The 25,575-nt window shown below is 71.5% G+C and carries 26 protein-coding genes and 1 pseudogene; 19 read left to right on the forward strand and 8 right to left on the reverse strand.

From position 1 onward, the window contains the following. Positions 1-193 precede the first annotated feature (193 nt). Positions 194-643, reverse strand: coding sequence for a hypothetical protein (locus INT49_RS00830; RefSeq protein ID WP_193115819.1), 450 nt, complete (start codon positions 641-643; stop codon positions 194-196). 49 nt (positions 644-692) lie between these two features. Here INT49_RS00830 and INT49_RS00835 point away from each other — a divergent pair, with 49 nt between their 5' ends. Next, positions 693-1,448 (forward strand): class I SAM-dependent methyltransferase, encoded by a 756-nt coding sequence (locus tag INT49_RS00835; RefSeq protein ID WP_193115820.1) that lies wholly within the window; start codon positions 693-695, stop codon positions 1,446-1,448. A gap of 83 nt (positions 1,449-1,531) precedes the next feature. On the opposite strand, the gene INT49_RS00840 is transcribed toward INT49_RS00835, so the two are convergent. Continuing rightward, the gene (locus INT49_RS00840) at positions 1,532-2,512 is read right to left on the reverse strand and encodes an aldo/keto reductase (protein WP_193115821.1); all 981 of its coding nucleotides are present in this window, start codon (positions 2,510-2,512) and stop codon (positions 1,532-1,534) included. Positions 2,513-2,673: 161 nt separating this feature from the next. Here INT49_RS00840 and INT49_RS00845 point away from each other — a divergent pair, with 161 nt between their 5' ends. Next, positions 2,674-3,189 (forward strand): DUF2087 domain-containing protein, encoded by a 516-nt coding sequence (locus INT49_RS00845; RefSeq protein WP_226849564.1) that lies wholly within the window; start codon positions 2,674-2,676, stop codon positions 3,187-3,189. Between the two features lie 13 nt (positions 3,190-3,202). Here the strand turns inward: INT49_RS00845 and INT49_RS00850 are convergent, their stop codons facing one another. Then, positions 3,203-3,694: a hypothetical protein gene (locus INT49_RS00850; RefSeq protein WP_193115822.1), complete on the reverse strand. Its 492-nt coding sequence runs from the start codon at positions 3,692-3,694 to the stop codon at positions 3,203-3,205. Between the two features lie 104 nt (positions 3,695-3,798). Here INT49_RS00850 and INT49_RS00855 point away from each other — a divergent pair, with 104 nt between their 5' ends. The 4 genes from INT49_RS00855 (at position 3,799) to INT49_RS00870 (ending at position 7,617) form a co-directional block, all read left to right on the forward strand. Further along, positions 3,799-4,695 (forward strand): ornithine cyclodeaminase, encoded by an 897-nt coding sequence (locus INT49_RS00855; protein ID WP_193115823.1) that lies wholly within the window; start codon positions 3,799-3,801, stop codon positions 4,693-4,695. A gap of 117 nt (positions 4,696-4,812) precedes the next feature. Next, positions 4,813-5,310, forward strand: coding sequence for a DUF4383 domain-containing protein (locus INT49_RS00860; protein ID WP_193115824.1), 498 nt, complete (start codon positions 4,813-4,815; stop codon positions 5,308-5,310). A 134-nt stretch (positions 5,311-5,444) separates the two neighbouring features. After that, positions 5,445-5,813 (forward strand): ArsR/SmtB family transcription factor, encoded by a 369-nt coding sequence (locus tag INT49_RS00865; RefSeq protein ID WP_193115825.1) that lies wholly within the window; start codon positions 5,445-5,447, stop codon positions 5,811-5,813. Positions 5,814-5,820: 7 nt separating this feature from the next. Then, the gene (locus INT49_RS00870) at positions 5,821-7,617 is read left to right on the forward strand and encodes a SulP family inorganic anion transporter (RefSeq protein ID WP_193115826.1); all 1,797 of its coding nucleotides are present in this window, start codon (positions 5,821-5,823) and stop codon (positions 7,615-7,617) included. Between the two features lie 105 nt (positions 7,618-7,722). On the opposite strand, the gene INT49_RS00875 is transcribed toward INT49_RS00870, so the two are convergent. From INT49_RS00875 to INT49_RS00885, 3 genes are all read right to left on the reverse strand, one after another. Continuing rightward, entirely contained in the window at positions 7,723-8,145 is a 423-nt protein-coding gene (locus INT49_RS00875) for an organic hydroperoxide resistance protein (RefSeq protein ID WP_193115827.1), read from the reverse strand. After that, on the reverse strand, positions 8,142-8,642 hold the full coding sequence (locus INT49_RS00880; RefSeq protein ID WP_193115828.1) for a MarR family winged helix-turn-helix transcriptional regulator: 501 nt from the start codon (positions 8,640-8,642) through the stop codon (positions 8,142-8,144). Before INT49_RS00880 ends, INT49_RS00875 begins: the two co-directional genes overlap by 4 nt. Positions 8,643-8,782: 140 nt before the next feature. Continuing rightward, a complete protein-coding gene (locus INT49_RS00885) occupies positions 8,783-11,359 on the reverse strand; it encodes an FAD/NAD(P)-binding protein (RefSeq protein ID WP_193115829.1) in 2,577 nt (858 codons plus the stop codon). 145 nt (positions 11,360-11,504) lie between these two features. Here INT49_RS00885 and INT49_RS00890 point away from each other — a divergent pair, with 145 nt between their 5' ends. The 9 genes and pseudogenes from INT49_RS00890 to INT49_RS00930 all read left to right on the forward strand — a co-directional run bounded on the left by INT49_RS00890 (position 11,505) and on the right by INT49_RS00930 (position 21,338). Further along, positions 11,505-12,545, forward strand: a complete 1,041-nt coding sequence (locus INT49_RS00890; protein ID WP_193115830.1) for an amino acid ABC transporter permease — start codon at positions 11,505-11,507, stop codon at positions 12,543-12,545. A gap of 176 nt (positions 12,546-12,721) precedes the next feature. Continuing rightward, positions 12,722-13,459: pseudogene (locus INT49_RS00895) on the forward strand (amino acid ABC transporter ATP-binding protein); the annotation flags it as partial. 203 nt (positions 13,460-13,662) lie between these two features. Further along, positions 13,663-14,679 carry a transporter substrate-binding domain-containing protein gene (locus INT49_RS00900; RefSeq protein WP_193115831.1) on the forward strand — a complete coding sequence of 339 codons (1,017 nt, stop codon included), beginning with the start codon at positions 13,663-13,665 and terminating at the stop codon, positions 14,677-14,679. Continuing rightward, positions 14,676-15,695 carry a transporter substrate-binding domain-containing protein gene (locus INT49_RS00905; RefSeq protein WP_193115832.1) on the forward strand — a complete coding sequence of 340 codons (1,020 nt, stop codon included), beginning with the start codon at positions 14,676-14,678 and terminating at the stop codon, positions 15,693-15,695. The genes INT49_RS00900 and INT49_RS00905 overlap by 4 nt, the downstream gene beginning before the upstream one ends. Beyond that, on the forward strand, positions 15,692-16,690 hold the full coding sequence (locus INT49_RS00910) for an LLM class flavin-dependent oxidoreductase (protein ID WP_193115833.1): 999 nt from the start codon (positions 15,692-15,694) through the stop codon (positions 16,688-16,690). The genes INT49_RS00905 and INT49_RS00910 overlap by 4 nt, the downstream gene beginning before the upstream one ends. Next, positions 16,687-18,066 carry an LLM class flavin-dependent oxidoreductase gene (locus INT49_RS00915; protein WP_193115834.1) on the forward strand — a complete coding sequence of 460 codons (1,380 nt, stop codon included), beginning with the start codon at positions 16,687-16,689 and terminating at the stop codon, positions 18,064-18,066. The genes INT49_RS00910 and INT49_RS00915 overlap by 4 nt, the downstream gene beginning before the upstream one ends. A gap of 301 nt (positions 18,067-18,367) precedes the next feature. Beyond that, entirely contained in the window at positions 18,368-19,687 is a 1,320-nt protein-coding gene (locus INT49_RS00920) for a hypothetical protein (protein ID WP_193115835.1), read from the forward strand. Positions 19,688-19,802: 115 nt separating this feature from the next. After that, positions 19,803-20,720, forward strand: a complete 918-nt coding sequence (locus INT49_RS00925; RefSeq protein WP_193115836.1) for a LysR family transcriptional regulator — start codon at positions 19,803-19,805, stop codon at positions 20,718-20,720. Between the two features lie 93 nt (positions 20,721-20,813). Continuing rightward, a complete protein-coding gene (locus INT49_RS00930) occupies positions 20,814-21,338 on the forward strand; it encodes a thioredoxin domain-containing protein (protein WP_226849566.1) in 525 nt (174 codons plus the stop codon). Positions 21,339-21,508: 170 nt separating this feature from the next. On the opposite strand, the gene INT49_RS00935 is transcribed toward INT49_RS00930, so the two are convergent. After that, positions 21,509-21,793 carry a YciI family protein gene (locus INT49_RS00935; protein WP_193115837.1) on the reverse strand — a complete coding sequence of 95 codons (285 nt, stop codon included), beginning with the start codon at positions 21,791-21,793 and terminating at the stop codon, positions 21,509-21,511. Between the two features lie 188 nt (positions 21,794-21,981). On the opposite strand from INT49_RS00935, the gene INT49_RS00940 reads away from it, so the two are divergent. The 4 genes from INT49_RS00940 (at position 21,982) to INT49_RS00955 (ending at position 24,713) form a co-directional block, all read left to right on the forward strand. Further along, positions 21,982-22,557: a helix-turn-helix domain-containing protein gene (locus INT49_RS00940; protein WP_193115838.1), complete on the forward strand. Its 576-nt coding sequence runs from the start codon at positions 21,982-21,984 to the stop codon at positions 22,555-22,557. A 2-nt stretch (positions 22,558-22,559) separates the two neighbouring features. Further along, complete coding sequence (locus INT49_RS00945) at positions 22,560-23,711, forward strand: serine hydrolase domain-containing protein (protein WP_193115839.1); 1,152 nt, start codon at positions 22,560-22,562, stop codon at positions 23,709-23,711. Beyond that, positions 23,708-24,085 carry a hypothetical protein gene (locus tag INT49_RS00950; RefSeq protein WP_193115840.1) on the forward strand — a complete coding sequence of 126 codons (378 nt, stop codon included), beginning with the start codon at positions 23,708-23,710 and terminating at the stop codon, positions 24,083-24,085. Before INT49_RS00945 ends, INT49_RS00950 begins: the two co-directional genes overlap by 4 nt. 76 nt (positions 24,086-24,161) lie before the next feature. Then, a complete protein-coding gene (locus INT49_RS00955) occupies positions 24,162-24,713 on the forward strand; it encodes a hypothetical protein (protein WP_193115841.1) in 552 nt (183 codons plus the stop codon). A gap of 82 nt (positions 24,714-24,795) precedes the next feature. Here INT49_RS00955 and INT49_RS00960 read toward each other — a convergent pair whose 3' ends face one another. Continuing rightward, the gene (locus tag INT49_RS00960; protein ID WP_193115842.1) at positions 24,796-25,572 is read right to left on the reverse strand and encodes an alpha/beta hydrolase; all 777 of its coding nucleotides are present in this window, start codon (positions 25,570-25,572) and stop codon (positions 24,796-24,798) included. Positions 25,573-25,575 lie beyond the last annotated feature (3 nt).

Genomic DNA, 25,575 nt, shown 5'->3' on the forward strand with positions numbered 1-25,575 from the left:
TGCGTTGGCGGCGGCGTGATCGCTTCCCGGAGCGGGCTCGGTCACTATGTCTCGTGAAGTAGCATCATAGCCGGTCAGCGGCACAAAAGCGGTTCAGAGGCAGGCTCCTTCCAAGCAGCACGCGGCGACCTCGCGACGAGGTGTCGAGGAGCTGAGGGGCGCTCGCGAAGAGCGTCCTGGAGATCTGCTCGGCTCAGCGGATGCGGCCCGTGCGAACGCACCAGAGGTAGACGACCACGAGCGTGGTGACCCCCGGGACCACACCGTGGAAGGGATGGATCGCGAGCACCACCGCCCAGCCCAGCAGGGCGCTGACCGGCGCGACCCCCGTGAGCACGTCGGCCCAGCCGGGCGCCGAGAGGGCCAGCAGCACGGCGAGCAGGACGACCGGGACGAACACGCGCATGCGGCGCGCGAACCGCTCCGCCGCCAGCAGGATCACCGCCCAGAGCAGGATGGCGACCGCCCCGATCGCGCCGATCCCGGCCACGAAGGTCAGGAGCATGCCCACGAGCGCAGCGACGATGATCAGGATCGGGGCGAGGAGCTGGGCCCGGGCTCCGCGCGGGGTGCCGTAGCGAGCACGGAGCAGCTCCGCCCGCCGGGCCTCCCCCGCTGCGCGGTTCACGCCGTGGTTCTCCATACGGTTAATCTATCGACGCTTTCGGGACGACCCCGGCACCATGGTCCCTATGAGCACTGCCGAGACGCTGATCGCCCAGGCCATGCGGGCCGATGTGGACGGCTGGGGCTTCGCCCCGCTGGAGGGCCGGGCCACCGAGGAGCGCCCGGCCTGGGGTTATGCCGGCCTCCTCGCTGACGCCGTGGCCACGGTGGAGGTGGCGATCGATCTGGACACCGGCGGCGGTGAGGTGCTCGGCCAGTGCCCGCGCCTCGCCGCGCAGCAGCACGTGACCGAGAGCTGGCCACCGAATGCTGCGCAGGCCAGGGCTCTGCTGCTCCCCCGCGGGGTGGAGGTGCATGAGACCGCATCCGGTGCCCCGATCCCCCTGCCCGACGGTGCCGCGGACCTCGTCACGTCCCGGCACCCGGTCCGACCGGACTGGCCGGAGATCGCCCGCGTGCTGACCCCGGGCGGCCGCTACCTCGCCCAGCACGTCGGCCCGAGCTCGGCCTTCGAGCTGATCGAGTTCTTCGTGGGTCCCACCACCGCGCAGCAGCGCCGCGGCCGCCACCCCGACGACGAGGTGGGGGCCGCGGAGGCCGCCGGCCTCGAGGTCCTGGACCTGCGCACGGCCCGGCTGCGCATGGAGTTCTTCGACGTGGGTGCGGTGGTGTGGATCCTGCGCAAGTGCGTGTGGTGGGTGCCGGACTTCGACGTCGACCGCTACCGCGACCGGCTGCTCACGATGGACGAGATCATCCGGCGCGACGGCTCCTTCGTGGCCCACTCGACGCGGCACCTGATCCGGGCACGGCGCCGCTGACCCCAGCTCCCGTGCGCAGATCGTGCCCGGAGACGTTCCCGCGGGAACGTCTCTGCGCGCCACAGGTCTCTAGGCACCATGGGTCACTGGGCGCCGACGACCTCGTGGGGGACGTACGGGGCCTCGAGGGTCGCGATCTCGTCGCTGGTCAGATCCAGGTCCAGAGCACCGAGTGCACCGTCGAGGTGGCTGGTCTTCGTGGCGCCGATGATCGGCGAGACCACCGGACTCTTCGCGAGCAGCCAGGCCAGCGCGACATGGACCCGACCCACGCCGCGCTCGTCCGCGATCGTCGCGACCTGCTCCACGATCGCCCGGTCGGTCGCCTGCGTGGAGTCGTACTTCGTCTTCGCGGTGGCATCGGTGCGGGCGCGATCGGTATCCGCGTCCCAGTCACGGGTCAGGCGCCCGGCGGCGAGCGGGCTGTACGGCGTGGAGGCGACGCCGAGCTCGCGCAGCAGCGGCATCATCTCCCGCTCCTCCTCGCGGTACAGGAGGTTGTAGTGGTTCTGCATGGAGATGAACTTCGTCCACCCGTTCACCTCGGCGACGTGCTGGGCCTGCAGGAACTGCCACGCGAACATCGCGGAGGCCCCGATGTGGCGGACCTTCCCGGAGCGCACCACGTCGTCCAGCGCCCGCATCGTCTCCTCGATCGGGACCGTGTAGTCCCAGCGATGGATGATGTACAGATCGATGTAGTCCGTGCCCAGCCGCTCGAGGCTCTTGTCGACCTCGGAAAGGATCGCCTTCCGGGAGAGCCCTTGTCCGTTCGGTCCCTCATGCATGCGTCCGTTCACCTTCGTGGCCAGCACGATCTCGTCCCGGTTCGCAAAGTCGACCAGCGCCTTGCCGAGGATCTCCTCGCTGCGCCCGATCGAGTAGACGTTCGCGGTGTCGAAGAAGTTGATGCCGGCGTCCAGCGCGTGCTGGATGACGGGGCGGGCGGCGTCCTCCCCGAGGACCCAGGGGTGGATCCAGCGTTCGGGATCGCCAAAGCCCATCGTGCCCAGGCACAGGCGCGAGACATCCAGCCCGGTATTGCCCAGCTTCACGTAGTCCATGAGGTGCTCCTTCTGTGGTCGACTCCGGGCTGCGTCGCCCGTCGAGATCCATCATCCCCGCCGTACCAGAGGCGTGGGAGTGACTGCCGGTGCACCCCTCGGGACCTGCGCCGCTGCCCCATGGCATGCTGAGCGCGACGCCCGCCCTCTCGATGGAGACGATGACCACCATGCCTGCAGCCCGTGACCTCCAGACCCCGTTGGGCCGAGCCCGCATGCTCTTCTCGCTGCTCGCGACCCCGAAGCTGCGCGTCGGTCTGGGCGCGAGGCTCTCGGGCGCCGCGGCATCGGCCACCGTGGCATCCGAGGGCCCGAGCGTGAGCGGGCCGTTGTCCCGCATCGACTGGCTGGATGCGCAGGGCGAGGTCGATCTCGCCGCGGTCCGCGAGGTGGCCGACGCCCTCACCCTGATGCGGTCCGATCGGGCGATCCTCGAGGTCCCGCCTCTGGACGGCATCCCGGTGAAGACCGAGGAGAGCCGTGAGGTCAGCGGGCGGATCGCGCAACTGGTCTTCGAGCGCGTCGGCCGCGACCGCGTGCTGAGCGAGTCCGAGCTCAACGCCGCGATCGCGATGTTCGTGAGCGACGTCGCGCTGGTGCGGCGAGACGCAGTGGATTCCGGGGTGCTAACCCGCACGGCGGATGGTGCCAGCTACCGCCTCGCCGAGAGCACCTGACCGCTGGGTGACGTCAGTTCCGGTTATTCCTCCGCAGCAGCCGGGCCACGCGACTGATGAGCGGAATCCCGATGAACAGCACGGCCCACCAGATGTCCATGCCCATCCGGTAGGCGATGACGGCGAAGATCACCACGCCCACCAGGGAAGCCAGCCCTCCGAGCAGCATCGGCAGGAATGACTTCTGCGAGCCGGAGCCGCTGCGTCCGGACCCGTTCGCGCCCGTGAAGCTCGAGGCCCAGCCTGATCCGTCGCCCTCAGGCCTGCTCGAGCCGTCCTGGCCCGATCTATCCCCGAACTCGGGTCCCTGATAGGTGGGCGGCTCGGACCCCTGCCCGCCCTCGCCGAAGTCCGATGACCATCCATCCTCCGAGGATCCAGCGCCGTTCCGGGCTCCCGAACGGTTCTGACCCAGAGCATCCCCCTGCCCGCCGCGATCCCCACCGCCGAGCCAGGACTGGTCTTCGCCGGGCCCTTGATCGTTGTTCCCCCATGCAGTATTCATGCCTCCACCCTAGAGGGACCCGCCGGGCGTACGTGCCGGATCATCGCCGCGGCACCACGGCCCAGTGGCCTGCCCCGCCGCTGCGCTGCGACTACCGTGCAGGCATGCTCCATCTCAGCGATGACCAGGTCCGCGACCTCCTGCCCGATCCCGTCCGCGCCGTCGAGCTGATGCGGGAGACCCTCCTGGCGCTGGCCGACGGCGCCGCCTCGGTGACCCCGAAGAGCCAGGTCGTGCACGAGGAGGGCGGGTTCGCCAATGCCATGCCGGCGGCGTGGCCGGAGCGCGGCCTGCTGGGCATGAAGTGGGTGACCCTCACGCCCTCGAACCGCGATCACGGCCTGCCGATGATCGGCGGGCTCATGGTGCTCTCGGGGGCCGACGGCACGACGCGCGCCACGATGGACGCCGCCGAGCTCACCGCCCAGCGCACGGCCGCCGTCACCGGCGCATCGCTCGCCCTGGACGACCGCCCCGTGACGTTCTTCGGCACCGGGGTCCAGGCTCGGTCGCACGCCCGGGTGATCGAGGCGCTGGGCCGGGGCCCGCTGACGGTATGGGGTAGGCGCCGCGACGCCCTCGACGAGCTCGCGGCCTGGTGCGCGCGGCACACCCCTGACCTGGAGCTGCACCTGACCACGGACCGCGCCGGGGCACTTGCCGGCACGGGGGTGGTGATCAGCGGACTGCCCATCGGCCTCACCGGCTCGGAGCTGCCTCGGCGCGAGATCCGTTCCGACGTGACGCTCCTCCCCCTGGACTACGCCTCGGTGGCCGGCGCTGAGCTCTCCCGCACCGGCACCGTGGTGGCCGATGATCCCGTGCAGTTCGAAGCGCTGCGCGTCCTCAAGCACGGCGCGGACTACCCGCTCGCGAGCGGCAGCACCGGTGACCTGCTGCGCACAGGCCGTCCGGAGGGCCTGCTCGTGGTGCAGAACATCGGTTCGGGCCTCGGCGACGTGGTGCTCGCCGACGTCGTCGCCCGGGCGGCCGGGGCCTGAGCAGGGCATCGGCCGACGGCTCAGACTCCGAGGCGCCGGCCCTGGCACGCCCGATCCGTCGGCCTCTTTCGCGGCCGCCGCTGCGGGCGTAGCCTGGATCACACAGCGTCGGGCGGAATGTCCGCTTCGCAGCCGTGCACGTCGGTGTCTTCACCCCTGACACGGGCGAACGACGACCCCGCACGCGCTCCCGTGCGATGGGCCGCGATCATGTGCAGGATCTTCTTCCTCATGATCGGCTTCGCCGGCTTCGTCCCAGCTATGACATGGAATCTGCACACCATCGAGATGGGCTACGGCTCCGAGGCGATGGTGCTGGGCATCTTCCAGGTGTCCGTGCTGCACAACATCATCCATCTGCTCGCCGGCCTGGCCGGTCTCTCCCTGTCGAGGTTCTCGGACTCGGCGCGCTGGTACCTGCGGGTCGGCGGTGGTGTCGCTGTGGTGCTGTGGATCTTCGGCCTGCTCGTCGACCGGGATTCGTACTCCAACTTCCTGCCGCTGAACACCGTCGACGACTGGGCGTACTTCGTCATCGCTCTCGTCATGGTCGGGCTGTCGTTCCTCTCTCGAGATGTCACTCCCGCGGCGACGACGGCCCACCGGCCCTCCTGAGCGTCGTTCGTGAGCCGTTGCGCGGACGCCGACGGCACCTCCGGCGACGCAGCGCGCGTCGCCGGGACATCGTGATATCGCCGTGCCCACAGAGGGGTGCGGCCCCCGATGACATCCCATATGATGATTTCATCATGCCGTTCAGCCAGTCGCAGCGCCCCCTCTACGAGGTGAAGGCCAACCTCTTCAAGGGCCTCGCCCACCCGTTCCGGATCCGCATCCTCGAGCTGCTCTCCGCCGCCGACGAGGTCAGCGTCACCGCGCTGCAGCAGGAGACGGGTCTCGAGGCGTCCCACCTCTCCCAGCACCTGTCCGTGCTGCGTCGCCACCACCTGGTGGTCTCCGAGCGACGGGCGAGCCACGTCTACTACCGCCTCGCCGACCCCAGCACCGCGGAGCTGCTCGCCGTGGCGCGCGCGCTGCTGCTGGGCATCCTCGCCGCGGACAGCGACCGGCTCAGCGACGCCGAGGGGCTCCCCGCCCTGCCCGGCGCGGGACGCTGACCGGCCGATGACCAGCTCTGCGCGGATCCCCGCTCCCCCACGCACTCAGGCCGAGAACGCCCCTGCCGCCCCGTCGGCCCGCTGGCGCACGTCGCTGCGACGTGCGACGTCGCTGCTGCCCGGCCCGTCGGACTACCGCGGCCTCCGTCGCACCTGGAAGGGCGACCTGCTGGCGGGCGTCACGGTGGGCATCGTGGCCCTCCCGCTCGCCCTCGGCTTCGGGGTCAGCTCCGGGCTCACCGCCGAGCAGGGCCTCATCACCGCGATCATCGCGGGCCTGCTGGCGGCCGTCTTCGGCGGGTCGAACGTGCAGGTCTCCGGCCCCACCGGGGCGATGGTCGTGGTGCTCGTGCCGATCGTCGCGAGCTACGGCGCAGCCGCCGTCGCGTCCGTGACCCTGCTGGCCGGCCTGCTCGTGCTGGCCGCCGGGGTGCTGCGCCTGGGCCGGGTCGTCGGGATCATCCCCTGGCCCGTCATCGAGGGGTTCACCCTCGGCATCGCCTGCATCATCTTCATGCAGCAGATCCCCCTGGTGACCTCGCCCGTGCAGGCGGCCCCCGGCGAGCACAGCTCGAACGCCCTGGTCGCCGCTGCCCAGGCCCTCTCCGCAGCCGATCCCGGATACCTGCTCCAGGCTCTCGGTGCGGTCGCCGTGGTCGTGGCCTGCATGCTGATCGCCCCGCGAATCCACCCCTCGGTCCCGGGCTCCCTGATCGGCATCGCCCTGGTGACCGTGCTGTGCGCCGTGCTGCCCGGTCCGCTGGCACGGATCGGGACGATCCCCGCGACGCTCCCCTCCCCGTCCCTGCCCGCCCTGGATCCGGCGCTGCTCCAGGTGCTGCTGCCTGCTGCGGCGACGGTCGCGGCGCTGGCCGCCATCGAATCGCTGCTCTCGGCGCGGGTGGCTGCCGGGCTCGCCGACACCGGCGTGTACGACCCGGATCGGGAGCTGGTGGGGCAGGGCGTCGCCTCGGTCGGCGCCTCCCTGTTCGGCGGCATGCCGGCCACCGGCGCGATCGCCCGCACCTCGGTGAACGTGCGGGCCGGTGCGCGGAGCCGCCTGGCTTCGGTGGTGCATGCGCTCGTGCTGCTCGCCGTGGTCTATGCGGCGTCCGGCCCGGTGGGGGCGATCCCGCTGGCGGCGCTCGCGGGCGTGCTGTTCATGACGGCGGTGCGCATGGTCCATCTGGCGACGGTGCGCACGATCCTGCGCTCGACCCGGGCGGATTCCCTCACCTTCGTCGTCACCGCTCTGATCACGGTCTCCTTCGACCTCATCGCGGCCGTGCTGATCGGTGTGACGCTCGCGGCGATCTTCGCCCTGCGCGGGATCTCCCGTTCCAGCGGGGTCACCCTCGAGCCGATCCGTTCCGCCCAGCCGCAGGAGGGCGACGAGGAGATCCTCGCAGTGCGCTTCGACGGGCAGCTGTTCTTCGTCTCCGCGGAGCGGGTGTTCGACACCGTGATGGCGGTGGGGCCCGTGAGCGTGGTGATCCTGCGGATGTCCGCCCTCGAGGCGGTGGACGCCTCCGGTGCGAAGATCCTCTCGGAGATCGTGCGCGGGCTCGAGCGGCGCGGGATCACCGTGCTCCTCAAGGGTGTGCAGGATGACCACTCCGCGCTGTTCCGCAAGGTCGGGGTGCTGCGGGCGCTGCGCCACCAGAAGCATCTGTTCGTGCAGTTCGACGCCGCTCTCGAGCACGCCCGCTCGCACGTGCGGCGCGATCGTGCGGCCCGGCAGCTGACGGAGCCGCAGGCGGCGCCCACCTCCGAGGAGCCGACGGCTCGGACCGAGCGCCGCTGACCCCGTCGGACCCGATGCGGAGCTCGGGTTCCGGAGCAGGGCCCCGGGGCCGACGGGATCAGCAGGGCGGTCGACGAGCGGAGCAGCCCGTCGACCGGCAGGCGATCAGTCGTCCGAGACGGAGACCGTGACCTCGATGTTGCCGCGGGTGGCGTTGGAGTACGGGCACACCTGGTGGGCGGTGTCGGCGAGCTCCTGCGCCTGCTCGTGGGGCAGGTTCGGGATGACGACCTCGAGCTCGACGGCGAGCTGGAAGCCGCCGTTCTCGTCGGGGCCGATGTGCACGCGGGCGCCGACGGTGGAGTCGGTGACGTCAGCCTTGGCCCTGCCGGCCACCAGGGTCAGCGCCGAGTGGAAGCAGGCGGCGTAGCCGGCGGCGAACAGCTGCTCGGGATTCGCGCCCTTGCCGGAGCCGCCCATCGCGGTCGGGGTCGCCATGTCGAGGTCGACGGCACCCTCGACGGTGCGCACATGGCCGTCGCGACCCGAGCCGGTGGACAGGGATTCTGCGGTGTAGAGAGTCTTCATGGTGCCTTCTCCTCTGGTGCCGATGCGGGTCGGCGGATGGTCCCGGCGGGTGCGCCGGGCAGCTGGGGCGGGACGACGTCGTGGATCGACCGGGTGAGGTCCTGCAGCGTGGAGATCAGCGCCTGCGCCTCCTGGAGGCTGCCGATCCCGGTGCCCTCGGCGATGCAGGCGGGGACGTGGGAGAGCTGATCGCGCAGGACCTCGCCGTGTTCGGTGAGGGACACGGTGACCACTCGCTCATCGGGGCCGCCGCGGCGGCGCGTGACCACCCCGGCCTTCTCCATGCGTCGCAGCATCGGCGAGAGGGTCCCGGAGTCCAGCTGGAGCGCCTCGCCGAGCGCCGAGACGCTCTGCTCGCCCTCGGACCACAGCACCACCAGCACGAGGTACTGGCCGTAGGTGAGGCCCCAGGGCTCGAGCAGTGCCCGATAGGCCTGGGTGGTGGCGCGCGAGGCCGCGTAGAGAGCGAAGCACACCATCTCGTCCGTCGTCGTCATGCGCCCATCGTGGCACCACATCAGGTTGTGCACAACTCAGTTGCGCACACATCACATGGGCCGAGCGTCACGAGAGTCGTCGCCCGGACGTGCCGGACCAGCGCTGTGCGCTGCCGGGCAAGCCAGCCGGGGCTGCTTCCTCAGGCCACGCGCACCTGCTCGCGGTGGCGACGATGCAGCTCGTCCCGGGTGCTCCAGCCGCTGAACAGCCCGGCTCCGGGCTCGAGGTGGCGCCCGGCGGCGAGGGCGCCGAGCGCGACCCCGTCGTAGCCCAGGCGGTTCAGCAGAGCGGCGACCACGTCGGCCGCGCGGGAGTCATCCGCGGCGACCGCGATCGCCCGGCGTCGCGGATGCCCGGATTCCCTGCCCTGATCCTCGACTTCGTGATAGCCGATGTGGTTCAGCGCCTTCACGACGCGGGAGCCGGTCAGGTGGGTGGCGAGCAGCTCGCTCGTCGAGAGCTCGTCGCGCAGGTCGCCGGCCCCGAGGCGAGCTGCGGCCACCGCGAGGGCGTCGGCCTCGCCCCAGGGGTTGGTGGCGTCGATGACGATCGCGCCGCGCAGCACCTCCGGATCGATCGCCAGGGCCACATGCAAAGGCACCGTGAGCGCCACGACGTCGCAGGTCATCGCGAGGGCTTCGGCGTCCACGGGGAGCGCGCCGGGGAGCTTCGCGGCGATCGCCGGGGCCGCGGCGCGGCCCGCGACCTGGACCTCGAGGCCGCCGCGCAGGGCGGTGCGGGCCAGGGCCGTGCCGATCTTGCCGGGACCGAGGATCCCCAGGCGCGGCGCCGTCAGGGCACGGGGCAGCGGGTCGCTCAGGGCAGGGTCGCTCAGCGCCGGGCCGCCCGGAGCGGCTCGCCCCGCGCGGCTCGGGGCAGCGGGCACCGCGCCGGGCCGCGCGGTCCGCCCGGACAGGGCGAGCGCCGCGTCCAGGATCTCCCGGGCCAGGGCATCGTTGCGGCGATGGCAGGGCGCGTTGGTGCGGGGGCGGGCAAAGGCGCCGATCGGCAGCTCGGAGGTCCAGGGGCCCACTGCCCAGAGCCCCTCGTGCGCGGTGCCGTCGGGCGCGATGACCCGGTATCGCGCGTCGACCTCGAGCTTGCCGGCCGCCGCGGCGGATTCGCGCCCCACAGCGCTCTCCCCCGCGACCAGATCCCGCAGCAGAGGGTTCGTGGACTCCACGAGCGACGGCTCGGGCAGGAATGCATCGACCAGGGCGGTGGCGGAGACCTGCACGCCGGCGCCGCCGCGTGCCACGAAGCGCCCGGTGACGTCGTCCGCGCAGACGCGGGTGCGCGGGCCGAGGAACCGGACGACGCCTGCGCACTCGAGGGCGAGCAGCTGGCGGAGGCGGTGCGGGGGCGGGCCGGAGTCCACGAAGCTGAACAGCGAGTGCCACCAGTGCGGATAGACGCCGCGCGAGGACTCCCGCAATCGGCTGGCGGGCAGCTGGTCTACGAGCACTCCGTGCAGGCGCAGCAGCAGCTGGAACAGCGCCCGGGCGGAGCTCACGTCGCCCTGGGTGCGGGAGCGCAGGTCGTGCTCGATGTGGCGGACCACGGCGTCGCGGGCGGCCCGACCCGAGGCATCCGCACCGAGCCAGGCCAGCGGATCATCGAGCCAGGCCAGGGGCTCCTCCCTCGGCTGGGCGCGCGGGGCATCGGGCACCCATCGCGCCACCTCGGCGGCGATCAGGGGCACCACGTCGGCCCGGAAGTCGAGGCGCCCCTGGGCGTCCTCCCGCTCCCGGAGCTTCTCGGCGGTGACGTGCACGAGGTCGCCGGGCCCGGCAGGATCGCCCTCGCCGCGCACCTTCGAGTGATACGGCACGCCGCGACGCGAGCCGACCCAGAGCCGGGGCTCACCACCGGAGGGCCGGTACTCCACGCGATCCGGGTCCTGCGGCAGCGGGGAGGGCTCGAACCGGCCGCCGCGACCCTCGGTGAGCAGCGCCATGAGGTCGATGAAGCCCTGGCCCATGCCGCGCACGATCGTCTCCTGCCCGGCGGCGAGCTGGTCGAGATGGGCATCGCCGGCCTGCGAGGGTGCCAGATAGGCGCCGCCGTGGCGACGGGCGAAGGCGGCCAGCTCGTGGCGTGCGGCCGACGGGCGGGAGTCGGTGTGGCCGGCGGCGAGCACGAGCAGGTCGGCAGGCAGCGGATCGCGCTCCTCGAGCTCGACGCTCCAGCTCGCCGGCCCGCGTCGGCGCACGGCGGTCGCGGTGGTGCGGTGCACCGCGACCGTGACGGTCGCCGGCAGGGCCGAGAGCACCTGCCCGAAGAACCACTCGAGGTACAGCGCCTGCACGCGGCGGCTGGCGAAGCTGGTGGTCTCGAGCGCGTGGATCTCCGCGAGGCGATCCGTGCCGGCGGTGGGCGCGGCGATCGTGCCGCGACGGATCCCGTCGGCCCACTGGGCCAGCGAGGGCCCTGCGACGATCGGACCGTCGCAGTCCACGGTGTCGTCGGTGAAGATCGAGACGTCGGCCGCGCGCGAGTTCATCAGCAGCAGCGGGCTCTCGGTGGCGCGCCAGATGCGCCCAGCGCCGGGCATGTGCGGATCCACGATGTCCACGTGCAGCCCGGTGCGCGCCAGCTGCGCGGCCTGCTCGGGCAGCGCAGCGCTCGCGCCGAGGCGTTCGAGCACGCCGATCGCTCGCGGTCCGCCGCCGACGATCACGAGCCGGGTGCTCGCCGCGCTGATCCGAGAGGTCATCTGGAGATCCCTTCCGAGGTGATTCTGTGTCGCACTGTGACGACCCATAGCCGCCGCCTTGCATGTCCATTAGGTTCGCTTATACCGTCGGGCAGTGCAAGCCATGTCCGCCCTCGCGTTCATGCATCGTCACGGAAGGCACACCATGACCTCCTCCGCCGTCTCCGAAGAGACCGCACGCCACGTCCCCCAGGCAGCGGCTCCCGCCGTCTCCGGGCACGCCTCGGCGACCGGAGCCGAGTCCATGCCGTGCCAGCCCTCGCCGGTCCCTGCCGAGGACCTCTCGCACCTGCGTGTGGTGCCGGCCCGCCATCCGGGCCGTGTGGTCCTCGCGGTCGTCGTCGGCCTCCTGGTCGCCCTCGTCGCGTACTCCTTCGTGACCAATCCGCGCTGGGAATGGGGTGTGGTCGCCCAGTGGTTCCTCGCCGAATCGATCCTCCGCGGCCTGCTGGAGACCCTGAAGCTCACGGTCCTCGCCGGCGCGGTCGGGTTCACCCTGGGGCTCGTGCTCGCCCTCATGCGCCTGTCCCCCTCCGGGCTGATCTCCGGGGTGGCCTGGACGTTCTCGTGGATCTTCCGGTCGACGCCGCTGCTGGTGCAGCTGCTGCTCTGGTACAACCTCGGCTATCTCTACGAGCGCGTGACGCTGGGCATCCCGCTCACGGACATCACGCTCGTCGACGCCCGCACCAGCGACCTCATGACCCCGATGCTCGCCGCGATCCTGGGGCTCGGACTGCACCAGGCCGCCTATGCGGCGGAGCTCATCCGCGGCGGGATCCTCTCCGTGGACCAGGGGCAGCTCGAGGCGGCGAGCGCGCTCGGCATCCCGGCCCGCGACCGCTCCCTGCGGATCGTGCTGCCCCAGGCGATGCGGGCGATCCTGCCCACGGCGTTCAACGAGATCATCGGCCTGGTCAAGGGCACCTCGATCGTCTACGTGCTGGCCCATGCCGAGCTGTTCTTCACCATCCAGCTGATCTACGGACGCACCCAGGAGGTGCTGCCGATGCTGCTGGTCGCGACGCTCTGGTACGTGGTGATCACCTCGCTGCTCTCGATCGGGCAGTACTACATCGAGCGCCACTACGCGAAGGGCGCCGTGCGGAACCTGCCGCCGACGCCGCTGCAGAGCCTGCGCGCCCGGTTCGCCCGCCGTTCCACCCCGACGGGAGCCGTCGCATGAGCATCCTCGACCGCCTGCGGGGGCGCGGCATCTCGCGCCCTCACCTCATCCCGGAGATCGGATCCGATTCCGAACCGGCCCTCCGCTTCGCCGAGGCGGATCGGCACGCCCCGGAGCCTCCTGCTCACGCACCCTCCGCGCGCCCTGCCGCCCGCTCGCGCGGCGGGCTCGTCGAGATCCGCGGCGTGCACAAGTCCTTCGGGGACCTCGAGGTGCTGCGCGGCATCGACCTGCAGATCGCTCCCGGGTCGGTCACGGCGGTGCTGGGCCCCTCCGGTTCCGGCAAGTCGACCCTGCTGCGCACGATCAACCACCTCGAGACCCTGGATCAGGGCCTGATCAGCGTGGACGGCGAGGTCATCGGGTACCGCCGTGAGGGCGACCTGCTGCACGAGCTGCCCGAGCGCGAGGTGCTCCATCAGCGCACCGCGATCGGCATGGTGTTCCAGAGCTTCAACCTGTTCGCCCACATGACGGCGCTGCAGAACGTCACCGAGGCTCCGCGTCGGGCGCTCGGCGTGCCTGCCCGTCAGGCCGAGGCGCGGGCCCGCGAGCTCCTCGCCCTGGTGGGGCTCTCGGACAAGGCGGACGTGTATCCGCGCCAGCTCTCCGGCGGCCAGCAGCAGCGGGTGGCGATCGCCCGGGCCCTGGCCCTGGAGCCGAAGGTGCTGCTGTTCGACGAGCCCACCAGCGCGCTGGACCCCGAGCTGGTCGAGGAGGTGCTCGCGGTGATCCGGTCCCTCGCTCGGGCAGGAACCACGCTTGTGATCGTCACCCACGAGATCTCCTTCGCCCGGGACGTGGCGGACACGGTCGTGTTCATGGATCAGGGGCTGGTCGTCGAGCAGGGGCCCCCGTCCCGCGTGATCGACCATCCCGCCCACGAACGCACCCGGTCCTTCCTGCAGCGCGTGCGCACCGGCACGGAGGATCCGGACCCCCGCCCGGCACCGGCCCCGGCGTCCCCCGTGCGGCAGCCCGTCTCCGGTGCCGCTCCCGAGCGGACAGCCCCGCCCGGTGATCTCGCCGGCGTCGGCTCCTCCCATCCCCCCGTCATCGGCGCGGACCAGGCCACCAGCCGCACCCCGCTCCCCCGTCATCACTCCGAGGACCACTCATGACCCGTTCCCGCTTCCTCTCAGGCCTCCCGTCCCGTCGCGCCGTCACGGCCGCGGGCCTGCTACTGCCCGTCGGCCTGCTCGCCGCCTGCTCCGATCCGGTGCCCACCGCGTCCGCCGGGGGCACCGCCTCCGACGGCGGCTCCGGGGCGTCCGACGGGGGCGGCTCGGGCGCCGGTCCCATCGACACCTCGGGCAGCCAGGAGCTGATCCGGGCTTCTGCCGACGCGGAGGCCGCCGCCCTGCTGCCCGCCGAGATCGCCGACTCCGGTGTGCTGCGCGTGGGGATCAACGGCACCAGCGCCGCCCCGCTGTCGTTCCTGGCCGACGACAACAAGACCTACATCGGCTCCGAGATCGACATCGCCCGGATCGTCGCCGACAAGCTCGGCCTCGAGTTCGAGCTGAAGCTGACCACCTGGGAGAACTGGCCGCTCAAGCTCGAGGCCGGGGAGTTCGACGTGGTGCACGCCAACATCGGCATCAACGCCGAGCGGCTGCAGAAGTTCGACTTCGCCTCCTACCGGGCGGCGTACATGTCCTTCCTCGCGAAGAAGGGCGCCGACTTCTGGCTCGAGGATGCCGACTCCCTCAGCGGACGCATCATCGCCGTGGGCAATGCGACCAACCAGGAGCGGATCCTCACCGAATGGAACGCGGAGCTCGAGGCCGCCGGCAAGGAGCCGGCCGAGCTGAAGAACTATTCGACCGACGCCGACACCCTGCTGGCCCTCGGCTCCGGCCGGGTCGACGGCTATCTCTCCCCCTTCGCCTCGCTCTCCTTCGTGGCCTCGCGTCGCGACGACATGGAGCTGCAGGGCAAGATCAACGCCGGCTGGCCCGACGAGACGCTGGTCGCGGGCACCTTCCCCGCCGGCAGCGGACTCGCCGAGCCCTATGCGGCCGCGCTGAACGCCCTCATCGAGGACGGCACCTACGCCCAGGTGCTCGAGCGCTGGCAGCTGACCGAGGAAGCCGTGACCACGTCCCGCGCCCACACCCAGGGGAACCCGTGAGCGCGCTCCTCTCCCGGCGCACCATCGCGAGTGCCGGGCTGCTGCTGCCCGCAGGTCTGCTCGCGGCCTGCTCCGATCCGCTCCCCGAGGCGCAGGCCGGGGGTGCGGGCTCCGATTCCGGCTCCGCCGCCGGTTCCGACTCCGGGGCGTCCGACGGCGGAGGCGCCACGGCGACCGGACAGATCGACACCTCGGGCACGCAGGAGCTCATCCGCTCCACCGCTGATGCCTCGATCGCCGCGCTCCTGCCGCCCGAGATCGCCGAGTCCGGCGTGCTCCGGGTGGGCATCGGGAGCGAGAGCTTCGCCCCGCTCTCCTTCCTCGCGGACGACAACGAGACCTACATCGGATCGGAGGTGGACACCGCCCGGCTGGTCGCGGACACGCTCGGCCTCGAGCTCGAGATCGCGCTGACCAGCTGGGACAACTGGCCGCTCAAGCTCGAGTCCGGCGAGTTCGACGTGGTCCACTTCAACATCGGCGTGAACGCCGAGCGCCTGGCGAAGTTCGACTTCGCCTCGTATCGCGCGGCGTACGTCGCCTTCCTCGTGCAGAAGGGCGCGGATCTCCGCCTCGAGGATGCCGACTCGATCAGCGGGAGGATCATCGCCGTCGGCGGCGCGACCAACCAGGAGCGGATCCTCATCGATTGGAACGCCGAGCTCGAGGCCGCGGGGAAGGCGCCTGCGACCTTGAAGAACTACTCGTCCGGCGCCGACACCCTGCTCGCCCTCGGCTCGGGCCGGGTGGACGCCTCGTTCGCCCCCTATGCGACCCAGACCTTCATCGCCTCCCGCCGCGACGACGTCGAGGTGCAGGGCCGGGTCGAGGAGGGCTGGCCGGACAAGACACTCATCGCGGCGACGTTCGATCGCGGCAGCGGGCTCGCCGAACCGTATGCCGCAGCGCTCAACGCCGTGATCGCCGACGGCACCTACGCCCAGGTGCTCGAGCGCTGGAACCTCGCCGACGTGGGGCTCCCCGAAGCACGCGTCCACACGAAGGAGAAGCCATGACCACCACTGCCTCCCACCTCGGCGCCCACAGCGCCGACACCCCGAGCGCCGATACCTTGAGCGCCCAGGAACAGCGCCCGGGCCTGCCGGTCCTCGCCGTGGACCTCGTCAGCGATCCCGCCCTGCTGGGCTCGTTCGCCGCTCTGGCCCACGATCTCGAGCGCGCGGGCATCGGCGCCCTCACGATCAGCGACGGCGGGCTCCACCCGATCCATGTCGCCTCCTACCTGGCTCCGCTCACCGACGCCATCGCGCTGCTGCCGCGCACCGATGCCGTCTACGTGGAGCCGTTCCACCTGGCCACGCAGCTGATGAGCCTGGACCACATCAGCCACGGTCGTGCCGGGTGGCTGCTCACGGCGGAGACCGATCCGACGGTGGCCGCGACCGTCGGCCGCACCACGCTGGGCCTGGAGGACACGGCGCGTGAGGCGGCCGACGTGCTCGAGGCCTCGCGACTGGTGTGGGACTCCTGGGCTGAGGACGCCGTGGTGCGCGATACCGCATCGGGCGTGTACGTGGACGCCGCGCGCCTGCAGTACGCCGATTTCGAGGGCGAGTCCTTCGCGGTGCGCGGGCCGGCGATCACCCCGCGCTCCCCGCAGGGCCTGCTCCCGGTGCTGATCGCCGATGCGGACCGCGCCGCCGTCGGCGGGCGCGTCGCGACCGAGCTGGCCGATGGCCGCGTGCTCGACCTCGACGTGTCCACGGGCGCCCGCCCCGATGCCGTCGTCGACACTGTCGAGCGGGCGCTGGCCGAGGATGCCGGTCCCGCCGTGCGCCTGGTGCGCCTGGTGGGTCTGGACCTGGAGGCCGATCCGCTGGGCACCGTGGCCGAGCTCTCCGCCGCCCTGCGGGAGCGCGGGCTGCTCGCCGCGGCCCCGTCGGCCGGGCAGAGCCTGCGTGACCAGCTGGGCCTGCCCGTCGCGGCCCGTGCCGCCGATCCTGCGCGTCGCTCCGACCGCGCCCGTCTGAACTCCGAGGACCTCGCATGAGCACCACCGCCCCGCTCCGCCCCGCCGCCGACACCGAGCTGTCCGCCGAGGCCGCCGCCCTGGCCACCGGCCCCGCCGAGCACCCGATCCATCCTGCGCACACCCCCACCGGGCAGCTGTCCTTCGGGGCGTTCTTCCAGGGCGTGAACTCCTCGACCATCTGGCGACTGCCCCAGAGCGGCGAGCAGGTGGCCTGGGAGTCCTTCGAGGCGCTGGTCCGCACCGCCGAGCGTGGGAAGTTCGCGGCGTTCTTCCTGGGTGAGGGGCTGCGGCTGCGCGAGCACCGCGGCGTGCCCCTGGAGTTCGACGTGGCCGGGCGTCCCGATGCGCAGGCCCTGCTCGCGGCGCTGGCGGCGGTCACGGACCAGATCGGTCTCGTCGCCACCCAGAACACGACCTACAACGACCCCGTGGACCTCGCCCGTCGGTTCCAGACCCTCGATCTGCTCTCGGGCGGCCGGGCCGGCTGGAACGTCGTGACCACGGACAACGCCTGGACCGGGGAGAACTTCCGCCGCGGCGGCTATCTCGACCACGAGGACCGGTACGTGCACGCGGAGGCGTTCGTGGAGGTCGCCCAGCAGTTCTGGCGCGGCGAGCAGATCGAGCACGACGGTGCGCACTACTCGGTGCGCGCCCAGGGCGATCTGCCCCGCTCCGCCCAGGGCAGCCCGGTGCTGTTCCAGGCCGGGGCCTCCCCCGCCGGGCAGGACTTCGCCGCCCGCACGGCGGACGTCATCTTCTCCCCGCACGGCACCCTCGAGGCGGCGGTCGACTTCCGCCGAAGCATTGTCGAGCGCACCGTGGCCGCCGGTCGCGACGCGAGCAGTGTGAAGATCCTGCCGGGCGCGGAGGTGGTGCTCGCGCCCACCGAGAAGGAGGCCGACGAGAAGATCCGCTGGGTGCGCGATCTGCAGGTGGGCCCCGAGCAGGCGATCGCCCTGCTCGAGCAGTACTGGGGCCGGGACCTGTCGGACTTCGATCCCGAGGGGCCTCTTCCCGACGTCGAACCGGAGGTGGTCGAGTCCGGCGTGACCCGCGGGGCCGGCTTCCAGTTCGCCAAGGCCCAGGAGCTCACGCAGCAGTGGCGCGAGGAAGCCGCGGAGAAGGGTCAGTCGATCCTCGAGTTCGCCCGGGTCAAGGCCGGATCTCGACGCGGCACCTTCAGCGGCAGCTACGACGCGGTCGCCGATCGTCTCGTGGAGTTCGCGCGGCTCGGTGCGATCGACGGTCTGAACATCACCCCGTGGCTGATCCCCTCGGGCCTGGACGACATCGTGGACCACCTCATCCCCCGCCTGCAGGAACGCGGCGTGTACCCGACCGACTACGCCGGCTCGACGCTGCGGGAGAACCTGGGGCTGCCGCCGGTCTGAGTCGCCGCGTGCGCAGGGTAGGCGTAGGCAAGCGAGGGCTCCGTGGGCAGCTCCAGCCTTCGGGCTAGCCCTGTCTGTCCGCCTGCGACTCAGGAGGGATCGACCATGAGTCGCAGGCGGACAGAACGCGCGCCGGATGCGCCCAAGCTCGCTACCGCGCATCCTGCAGCACAACGAACCGATCACGATTCCCCATCCCTCGCCCGCGTTTCGCCCTTTCGCACAACGTTTGTCGGCGCTGCGGAGCACACTCAAGAAGATGAGGCGACGCCGAGCCGCCCCCGAGCTTCCGGAGTACAGAATGACGAACGATATTGACGTGATCAGCGACGAAGATGGACTCGCCGTGCTGGGCGCACCCGGAGACGACGAAGATGGACTCGCCGTGCTGGGCGCACCCGGAGACGTCGACGCGTTTCTGACGTCGTTCGGCTTCGAGTCGACCGAGCTCGAGCTCCACCGACTCGGCCCGTCGTACAAGGCCTCAGCGGGCGTGCTCAACGCCGGTGCGGGAATCATGGCGAACTCCGGCCGCTGGATGAAGCTCACGTCGGAATCGTTCGCCGCATCGAAGGCTCTGCCGCTGGTCAAGAACGCGGCCACAGGGAACTTCCACGCCACTCTTCGCGCCTCCGGGGGCCAGTTCGCCAAGAATATGCAGTTCGTCGCGGGGCCGACGGCCCTGCTCAACCCTGCGGTACTCGCCGGAGCTTCGGCGATCATGGCGCAGATGGCCATGCAGGAGGCGATCGAGGAAGTCGGCGAGTACCTCGCAGTCATCGACGAGAAGGTCGACGACATCCTGCGTGCGCAGAAGGACTCGGTGCTCGCCGACATGATCGGCGTGGACCTCATGGTCGAGGAGGCAATGACCGTCCGCGACGAGGTCGGGCGAGTTTCGGAAGTGACCTGGTCCAAGATTCAGACCTCAGGGCTGACGATCGCGACCACCGAGGCCTATGCGCTGCGGCAGATCAACGGACAAGCGGAGAAGGTCGAGAAGGCGAGCGTCTCCGAGCTGGCCGCGACGGCGAAGGTCGCCGAGACCACAGTGCGCGAGTGGCTCGCTGTACTCGCGCGATGCGTCCAGCTGCAGGATGCGCTGTCCGTCCTCGAGCTCGACCGCGTACTCGACAGCTCGCCGGGCGACCTCGACCGGCACCGTCTTGGTCTCCGTGCGGCACGGGCGAAGCGTCTCGCGTTGATCCACCGCACCACGGAAGAGCTGCTCGATCGCATGAACACGACCATTCGACGGGCAAACACGAAGGTCCTGCTGTCCCCTCGACCGGCTCGCGCCGCAGTCAACTCCAGCAACCTCGTCGTCGGCCGTGTGCTGGACTTCCAGACTGCCCTGGAGATCGAGGACGGTCACGACTCTGCTGAGGCGAAGCGCTGGCGGGCGGCCGCCGGGGAGATGCGCGACAAGGTCGTCAAGACCGGGGCGGACAGTGCTGGCGCAGCATTCCAGTTCGGCGGCGACACTGCAGGCCGTGTCCGTTCCGGGGCCGGCAGGCTGTCGAATGGCGCGCGCGCGTTCCGCGAAGCAGTCCGTCACGAGGGGACCAGACCGGCCGATGAGGCGTCAGGCGAGCAGGCAACGGAGGAGAAGACTCAGTAGTTCGACCTGCCGCCTGTGCAGCCTGCACGCAACGGGAATATCCGGGGCACCGCAGGCCTGAGCGGTGTGCCTCAACCCATAAGCAGGGCTTGCTACCCGGGCCTACCATGGAGGGATGGATCCTCGTCGCCTGCTCATCTTCCGCACCGTCGTGCGCAACGGCTCGATCGGTGCCGGCGCGCGCGAGCTGGGCTGGACCCAGCCCGCCGTCTCCCAGCACCTCGCGGCGCTCGAGAAGGAGGTGGGCACCCAGCTGCTGCTGCGCTCCTCCTCCGGGATCACGCCCACCGAGGCCGGCGGCAGGCTCGCCGCGCACGCCGAGGCGATCGCGGCCCAGCTGCACGCCGCCGAGGAGGAGCTCGCGGACATCACGGCGCTGCGCCGCGGCACCGTGAAGTTCGGGACGTTCCCGTCGGCCGCCGCCGTGCTGCTTCCGCCGGTGCTGGCGCACCTGGCGGCGACCGCCCCGGATCTCGAGGTCACCTTCTCCGAGCTGGAGCCGCCGGACGCGATCCCGGCCGTGCGCGAGGGCGCTCTCGACCTCGCCCTGGTGTTCCGCTACCCGTGCAGCGACATCGACGACGAGGGCACCCTGGAGTGGACCCCGCTCCTGGAGGACCGCGTGATGGCCGTGCTGCCGCGCGAGCATCCCCGAGCCGAGGATCCGGACCTGACCCTGGCGGACCTGGCCGAGGATCCGTGGATCGCGGGCTGCGAACGCTGCCGGGCGAACCTGCTCAGCAGCGCCCGTCGGGCGGGCTTCGTGCCGAAGATCCGCCACTCCACCGACGATTCGATCGTGGTGCAACGCCTGGTCGTGCACGGCGGCGGCGTCGCGCTGATGCCGGAGACCGCGCTCGAGGCCGCTCCCCCGGCCGACGACGTCGTGGTGCGCCACCTGCCGGACCTCGATGACCGCATGATCGGCCTGATCAACCGTCGCGGGGCCCTGTCGATCCCCGCCGTCGGCGCCCTGCGCGATGCGCTCGTGGCCGAGACCAACACCCGGCTGTCGACCGCCGCGATGATCTGAGCGTCCGGCCCGCGCAACGCACCCGGTGCATCGTGAGCTTCCGGTGCACCCGGCGCATCTGCCGCGCCCAGCGAGCACCTCTACCCTGGACCCATGACCAGCCCTGATACTTCCGGCCCTGCGCCAGTGACCCGCTCCCGCGCCCCGCTCTCGGCGTGGCTGCGGCCGGCTCTGCTGCTGGTGGGCGGGCTGATCGCGGCCGGGCTGCTTCTGCTGGTTCAGCAGCGGATCGCCGCCGTGGCGGTCGTGCTGTTCTCGCTGTTCATGGCGTACTGGACGAGCCCGCTGCATGCCGGGCCGCACACGCCGCTGGCCACCGCGCTGCGCCGTCGCGCCAACGACGTGACGATCGTGCTCTGGGCACCCGGAAATCCTCTCTCCGCCCGGCTGCAGACCGCGATCCGCAACCCGCGGGAGGACGTGATCTGGGTGAACGTCTACCAGGATCCCGCCGCTCAGCAGTTCCTCGCGGAGCACGGCGGGGCCGACGCCGTGCCGCTCGTGATCGTCGGGGACGAGGTCACTCCCGCGGCGAGCGTCGTGCAGCTGCTGGACGCCCAGGCCGAGGGCCGGGAGCGTGCTCAGAACGGGGATCAGCCCGGGGGCAACACACCGTAACGCCGGTCCCCGTCGCGACCGTTGGATCCACTCGCGAACGCCGCATCCAGTGGCGCCTGGCGTCCAGGCTGCCCGTATAGAGGGGAGGCTGCACACCACTCACCAGTGGATCCGACCGCCGGAACAGCACCTGATGCGCCGCGGTGACCGACGCCGGGCCGGCCCTCGCCTCAGGCTCCGGGCAGCTCGCCGATCGAGACGGTCCACTCGCGGGCGCTGCGCTCGATGATCACGCCCTCGCGCAGGAAGGGGTCGCCGTCGAGGGCGGCCAGCGCACCCTCCTCGGAGTCGGCGCGCACGACCAGCAGACCGCCGGGGGTGCCGGTGAACGGCCCTGCCAGCAGCAGGGTTCCAGCGGCGAGGAGCTCGCGCAGGTGATCGCGATGCTCCGGCCGCACGGCCTGCGTCTTCTCGGCGTCGTCGGTGTAGGTGTACTGCACGGCGAAGAGGGCCATGGTCGCTCCTGAGGTCGAGGGTGCGGCCGACGACGGACGACATCGGCGCAGATCTGTTCGACATCGTGCCGCATGCAGGCGCCGCGCGGCGCACACGTCCATGTCTCCTCCATGCCTCCGAGACCGACTCTTTACTTTTCCGGATTTACGGATAATCTGAAGGAGTCGTCGTACCGGACAGGGGCACCATGGCTCAGGACTCACCTGCCGATCCGTTGCTCGCCCGCCTCGAGGCGCTCGAGATGCGGGTGCACGAGCTCGAGGACCGCGCCCCGAGCACTCCCCCGTCGGCCCCGACCTCCGCACCGGAAGGCGCCGAGAGCAGCAGAGCCAGCGACGCCGTCGGATCCACCGACGTCGCGGATCCGTTCTGGGCCCTGACCGCCCTCAAGGAGCACGAACCCTCCCCCGGCGCCGTGGTGTTCGCGGGCGCCATCGACGTCGGGCTCGGACACCTCGAGTACCAATGGGGCCGGCCCGTCGAGCACCTGCTGGCCGCCGACTGGGCGGAGCACGCCGAGCCCGTCGCGGCGCTCGGTCATCCGCTGCGCCTGGCGATCCTGCGCCGCCTCCTGGACGGCGAGCACACCGTCGCGCAGATCGTCGACGAGCTCGAGCTGGGCTCCACCGGCGTCGCCTACCACCACCTCTCCGCCCTGCAGAGCGGCGGCTGGGCGACGTCCCCGCGCCGCGGCAGCTGGAGCATCCCCGCCTCCCGGGTTGTCCCGTTGCTGGCGATCATCACCGCCCTCGAGAAAGGATGACCATGAGCTCACCGCTCGACGACCAGCCGTCAGACCCTCACCTCGCCGATCCTGCGCCGACGACGACCCCGCCGTCCCGGGCCACCACGCGCCGCACCGCACTCGCCGGCGCCGCCGGAGCAGGCGCGATCCTCGCCCTCACCGGGCTCGCCGCGGGCCCTCGCCCGGCCCGACTCGGAGACGTCCACGGCGACGCGGAGCTCGCCGCTGCGCTGCGCCCGCACCTCGGCGGCCATCGCCACGTCTCCGCCGTCGTCACCGACGGCGACCAGCAGCGGTTCGCCGGATTCGGGGCCGACGAGACCACGGAGTTCGAGATCGGCTCCGTCACCAAGACCTTCACCGGCGCGCTCCTGATGGACGCCGTCGACCGCGGCGAGGTCTCCCTGGAGACCACGGTCGCCGAGATCCTCGGCGAGCGCGCCGCAGGCTCCGAGGCGTCCGACGTGACCCTCGCCGAGATCGCCTCGCAGTCCTCGGGGCTGCCGCGGCTGCCTCTGACGAGAGTGCTTGCCAGTTTGCCGATCAACTTTCTGCGCAAGGACCCCTACTCCGGCTCCTCGGTCGACGGGGTGATCGACGCCGCTCTGGATGCGTCGCTCTCCGATCGCGGGGAGTACGCCTACTCGAATCTCGGGGTCGCCTTCCTCGGCCAGCTGCTCGCCACGCAGACCGGCGTCAGCTGGCAGGAACTCCTGCGCTCCCGCCTGCTCGACCCGCTGGGGATGACGTCGACGAGGGCCCCGTTCCGCCTCGACGAGATCGGGACCGACGCCCCGCGGGGCCATGGCCGATCGGGGCTCTCCGCCGGCGCCTGGACCATGCACGGCTACGGCCCGGCGGGCGGGATCCGCTCCACCGGGCACGACATGGCGCTCTACCTCGCGTCGATGCAGGACGGCTCCAATCCGGGGTCCGCGGGCCTGGAACCCCTGGTCGAGCGCGGCGAGGACAGCGCGGTCGGGATCGTGTGGAGCCTGCGCACCACCGACGCCGGGGAGTCCCTCGTCCAGCACAACGGCATGACCGGTGGATTCGCAGCGTTCTGCGGGTTCAACCAGGACTCCGGCCGCGGGGTGGTGCTGATGACGGATTCCGCGCTCTCCCCGGACGAGCTCGGGGCCGGGATCCTCGACGGGAGCGTTTCGCTGTGAACCTGCTCCTCACCCTTGTCGTCCCCCTGTTCCTCCTGGTGATGATGGTCCCCGCGGCCGTCGCCCAGCTGCGGCATTGGACGCATCCGGGCCGGGTGGTGCTCGAGGCGTGCGGCGCGGGAGTGCTGCTCATCGTCGCCTCGCTGGTGCTCCCGATCACGGGGTGGATGGCGATCGTCTGGTGGGCGGTGCTGACGCTGTGCGCCGCCGGCGCGGGGGTGGCGACGTGGCGCACCTGGCACCGTCCGGCTCCGGCGGCCGACGGCCTGACCGGGCGGGCCGCGGTCAACGCCCATCCGGTCGGCGCCCGATCCCTCGTCGCCAATGTGGCGATATGGCTGGTCGCCGCTCTCGTCGCCCTCGTCGGCGGCTGAGCGTCGAGCCGGGGGATGCCGCCGGCGCCCGGATCGCGTGCCGGGATGCCCACGCGGGTCCGTCTACTCTGACCGCATGTCGAATCCCCCCGCGCCCGGAGCCTCGCAGGACCCCGCGTACTCGTCCGACGCCTCCCAGCAGGTCGGGCCGGTGCCGCCGCAGGCCTGGGCGGTGCACCCCGCGGCCCACGAGATGCGCCCGGAGCACTTCCCGACCACCGTCGGCCGGGACGGGCGGATCGCCTGGTCGCTCGGGCTCCTCGGACTGCTGGGGATCCCTGGGCTCTCGATCCTCGCCCCCTCGCTCGCGATGCTGATCACCGGGCTGCTCCAGCGGAGGAAGAACCCGGTTGCGCGGTCGGTGGGCACCCGTGCGGCGATCTTCGCAGCAGTCTCCCTGCTCGCGACGATCCTGTTCTTCACCTTCCTGTTCGGCATCCTCCTGCCGCTGGTCGAGGCAGGTGTCGTCGCCGACAATGCCCTGTGGCCGGCGTTCATCATGGTCCCGCTCGGCGTGTGGGTGGTGATCGCCGGACCGATCACCTGCCTCGTGATGGGCATCGTCGGCCTCGCGAAGCCGGTGAGCCGGGAGAAGGCGCAGCGGCTGTACGCCCGCGCCGGGCGCTGAGCGCGTACAGCCGAGCCGGGCGCTGAGCCTGACCCTGACCCTGCCCCGCACTGAATCTCAGCTCGCGCGGGGCCCGGTCCTCTCACCCGCGGATCGGCAGCCAGTCCAGGACATCCTGGATGCCCTGGTCCCAGAACTCCCAGGCGTGGTCGCCGGGGCGCAGTCGCGAGGTGAGGTCCACGCTGTGCTGCTCGGCGGTGTCGATGAAGCGCCGGTTCCGCTCGAGCAGGCCGTCCTCGGTGCCGCAGTCCAGGAACAGCGCGGGCAGCGACTGCGGGTCGACGGAGCCGACCAGGCCGAGCAGGTCATCGGCGGTGCCCGCGAGATCGCGATCTCCCCAGATGCGCGGAGCCAAGGCCGCATCACGGGCGCTGAGGTCCATCGAGAGCAGGTCGATCGCGCCGGAGAGGCTCGCGGCGGCGGCGAAGCGATCCGGATGGTTCAGAGCCAGCTTGAACGCGCCGAACCCTCCCATGGACAGGCCCGCCACGAAGGTGTCCTCGCGGGCGGTGGAGACGTGGAAGGTGCGGGCGATCAGCTCCGGGAGCTCCTCGGAGACGTAGGTCCAGTACTTCTCCCCCGCCTCCTCGTCGCAGTAGAAGGAGCGCCGCACCTCCGGCATCACCACGGCGATGCCCTTCTCGGTCGCGTAGCGCTCGATCGAGGTGCGGCGCTCCCAGATCGTGCAGTCGTCGCTGAGTCCGTGCAGGAGATACAGCACCGGCACGCCGTCCCCCGGAGCCTGGCTCCCGTCGGCCCCCTCCATGCCGATCCCGGAGGCGGCCTGCGGCATCAGCACCACCATCGAGGTGCCCATGCCGAGAGATTCGGAGAAGAAGTCGGTGCGCATGCGGATCATCGG

It is taken from the genome of Brachybacterium tyrofermentans, assembly GCF_014897585.1.
GTDB classification, from domain to species: Bacteria; Actinomycetota; Actinomycetes; order Actinomycetales; family Dermabacteraceae; genus Brachybacterium; species Brachybacterium tyrofermentans.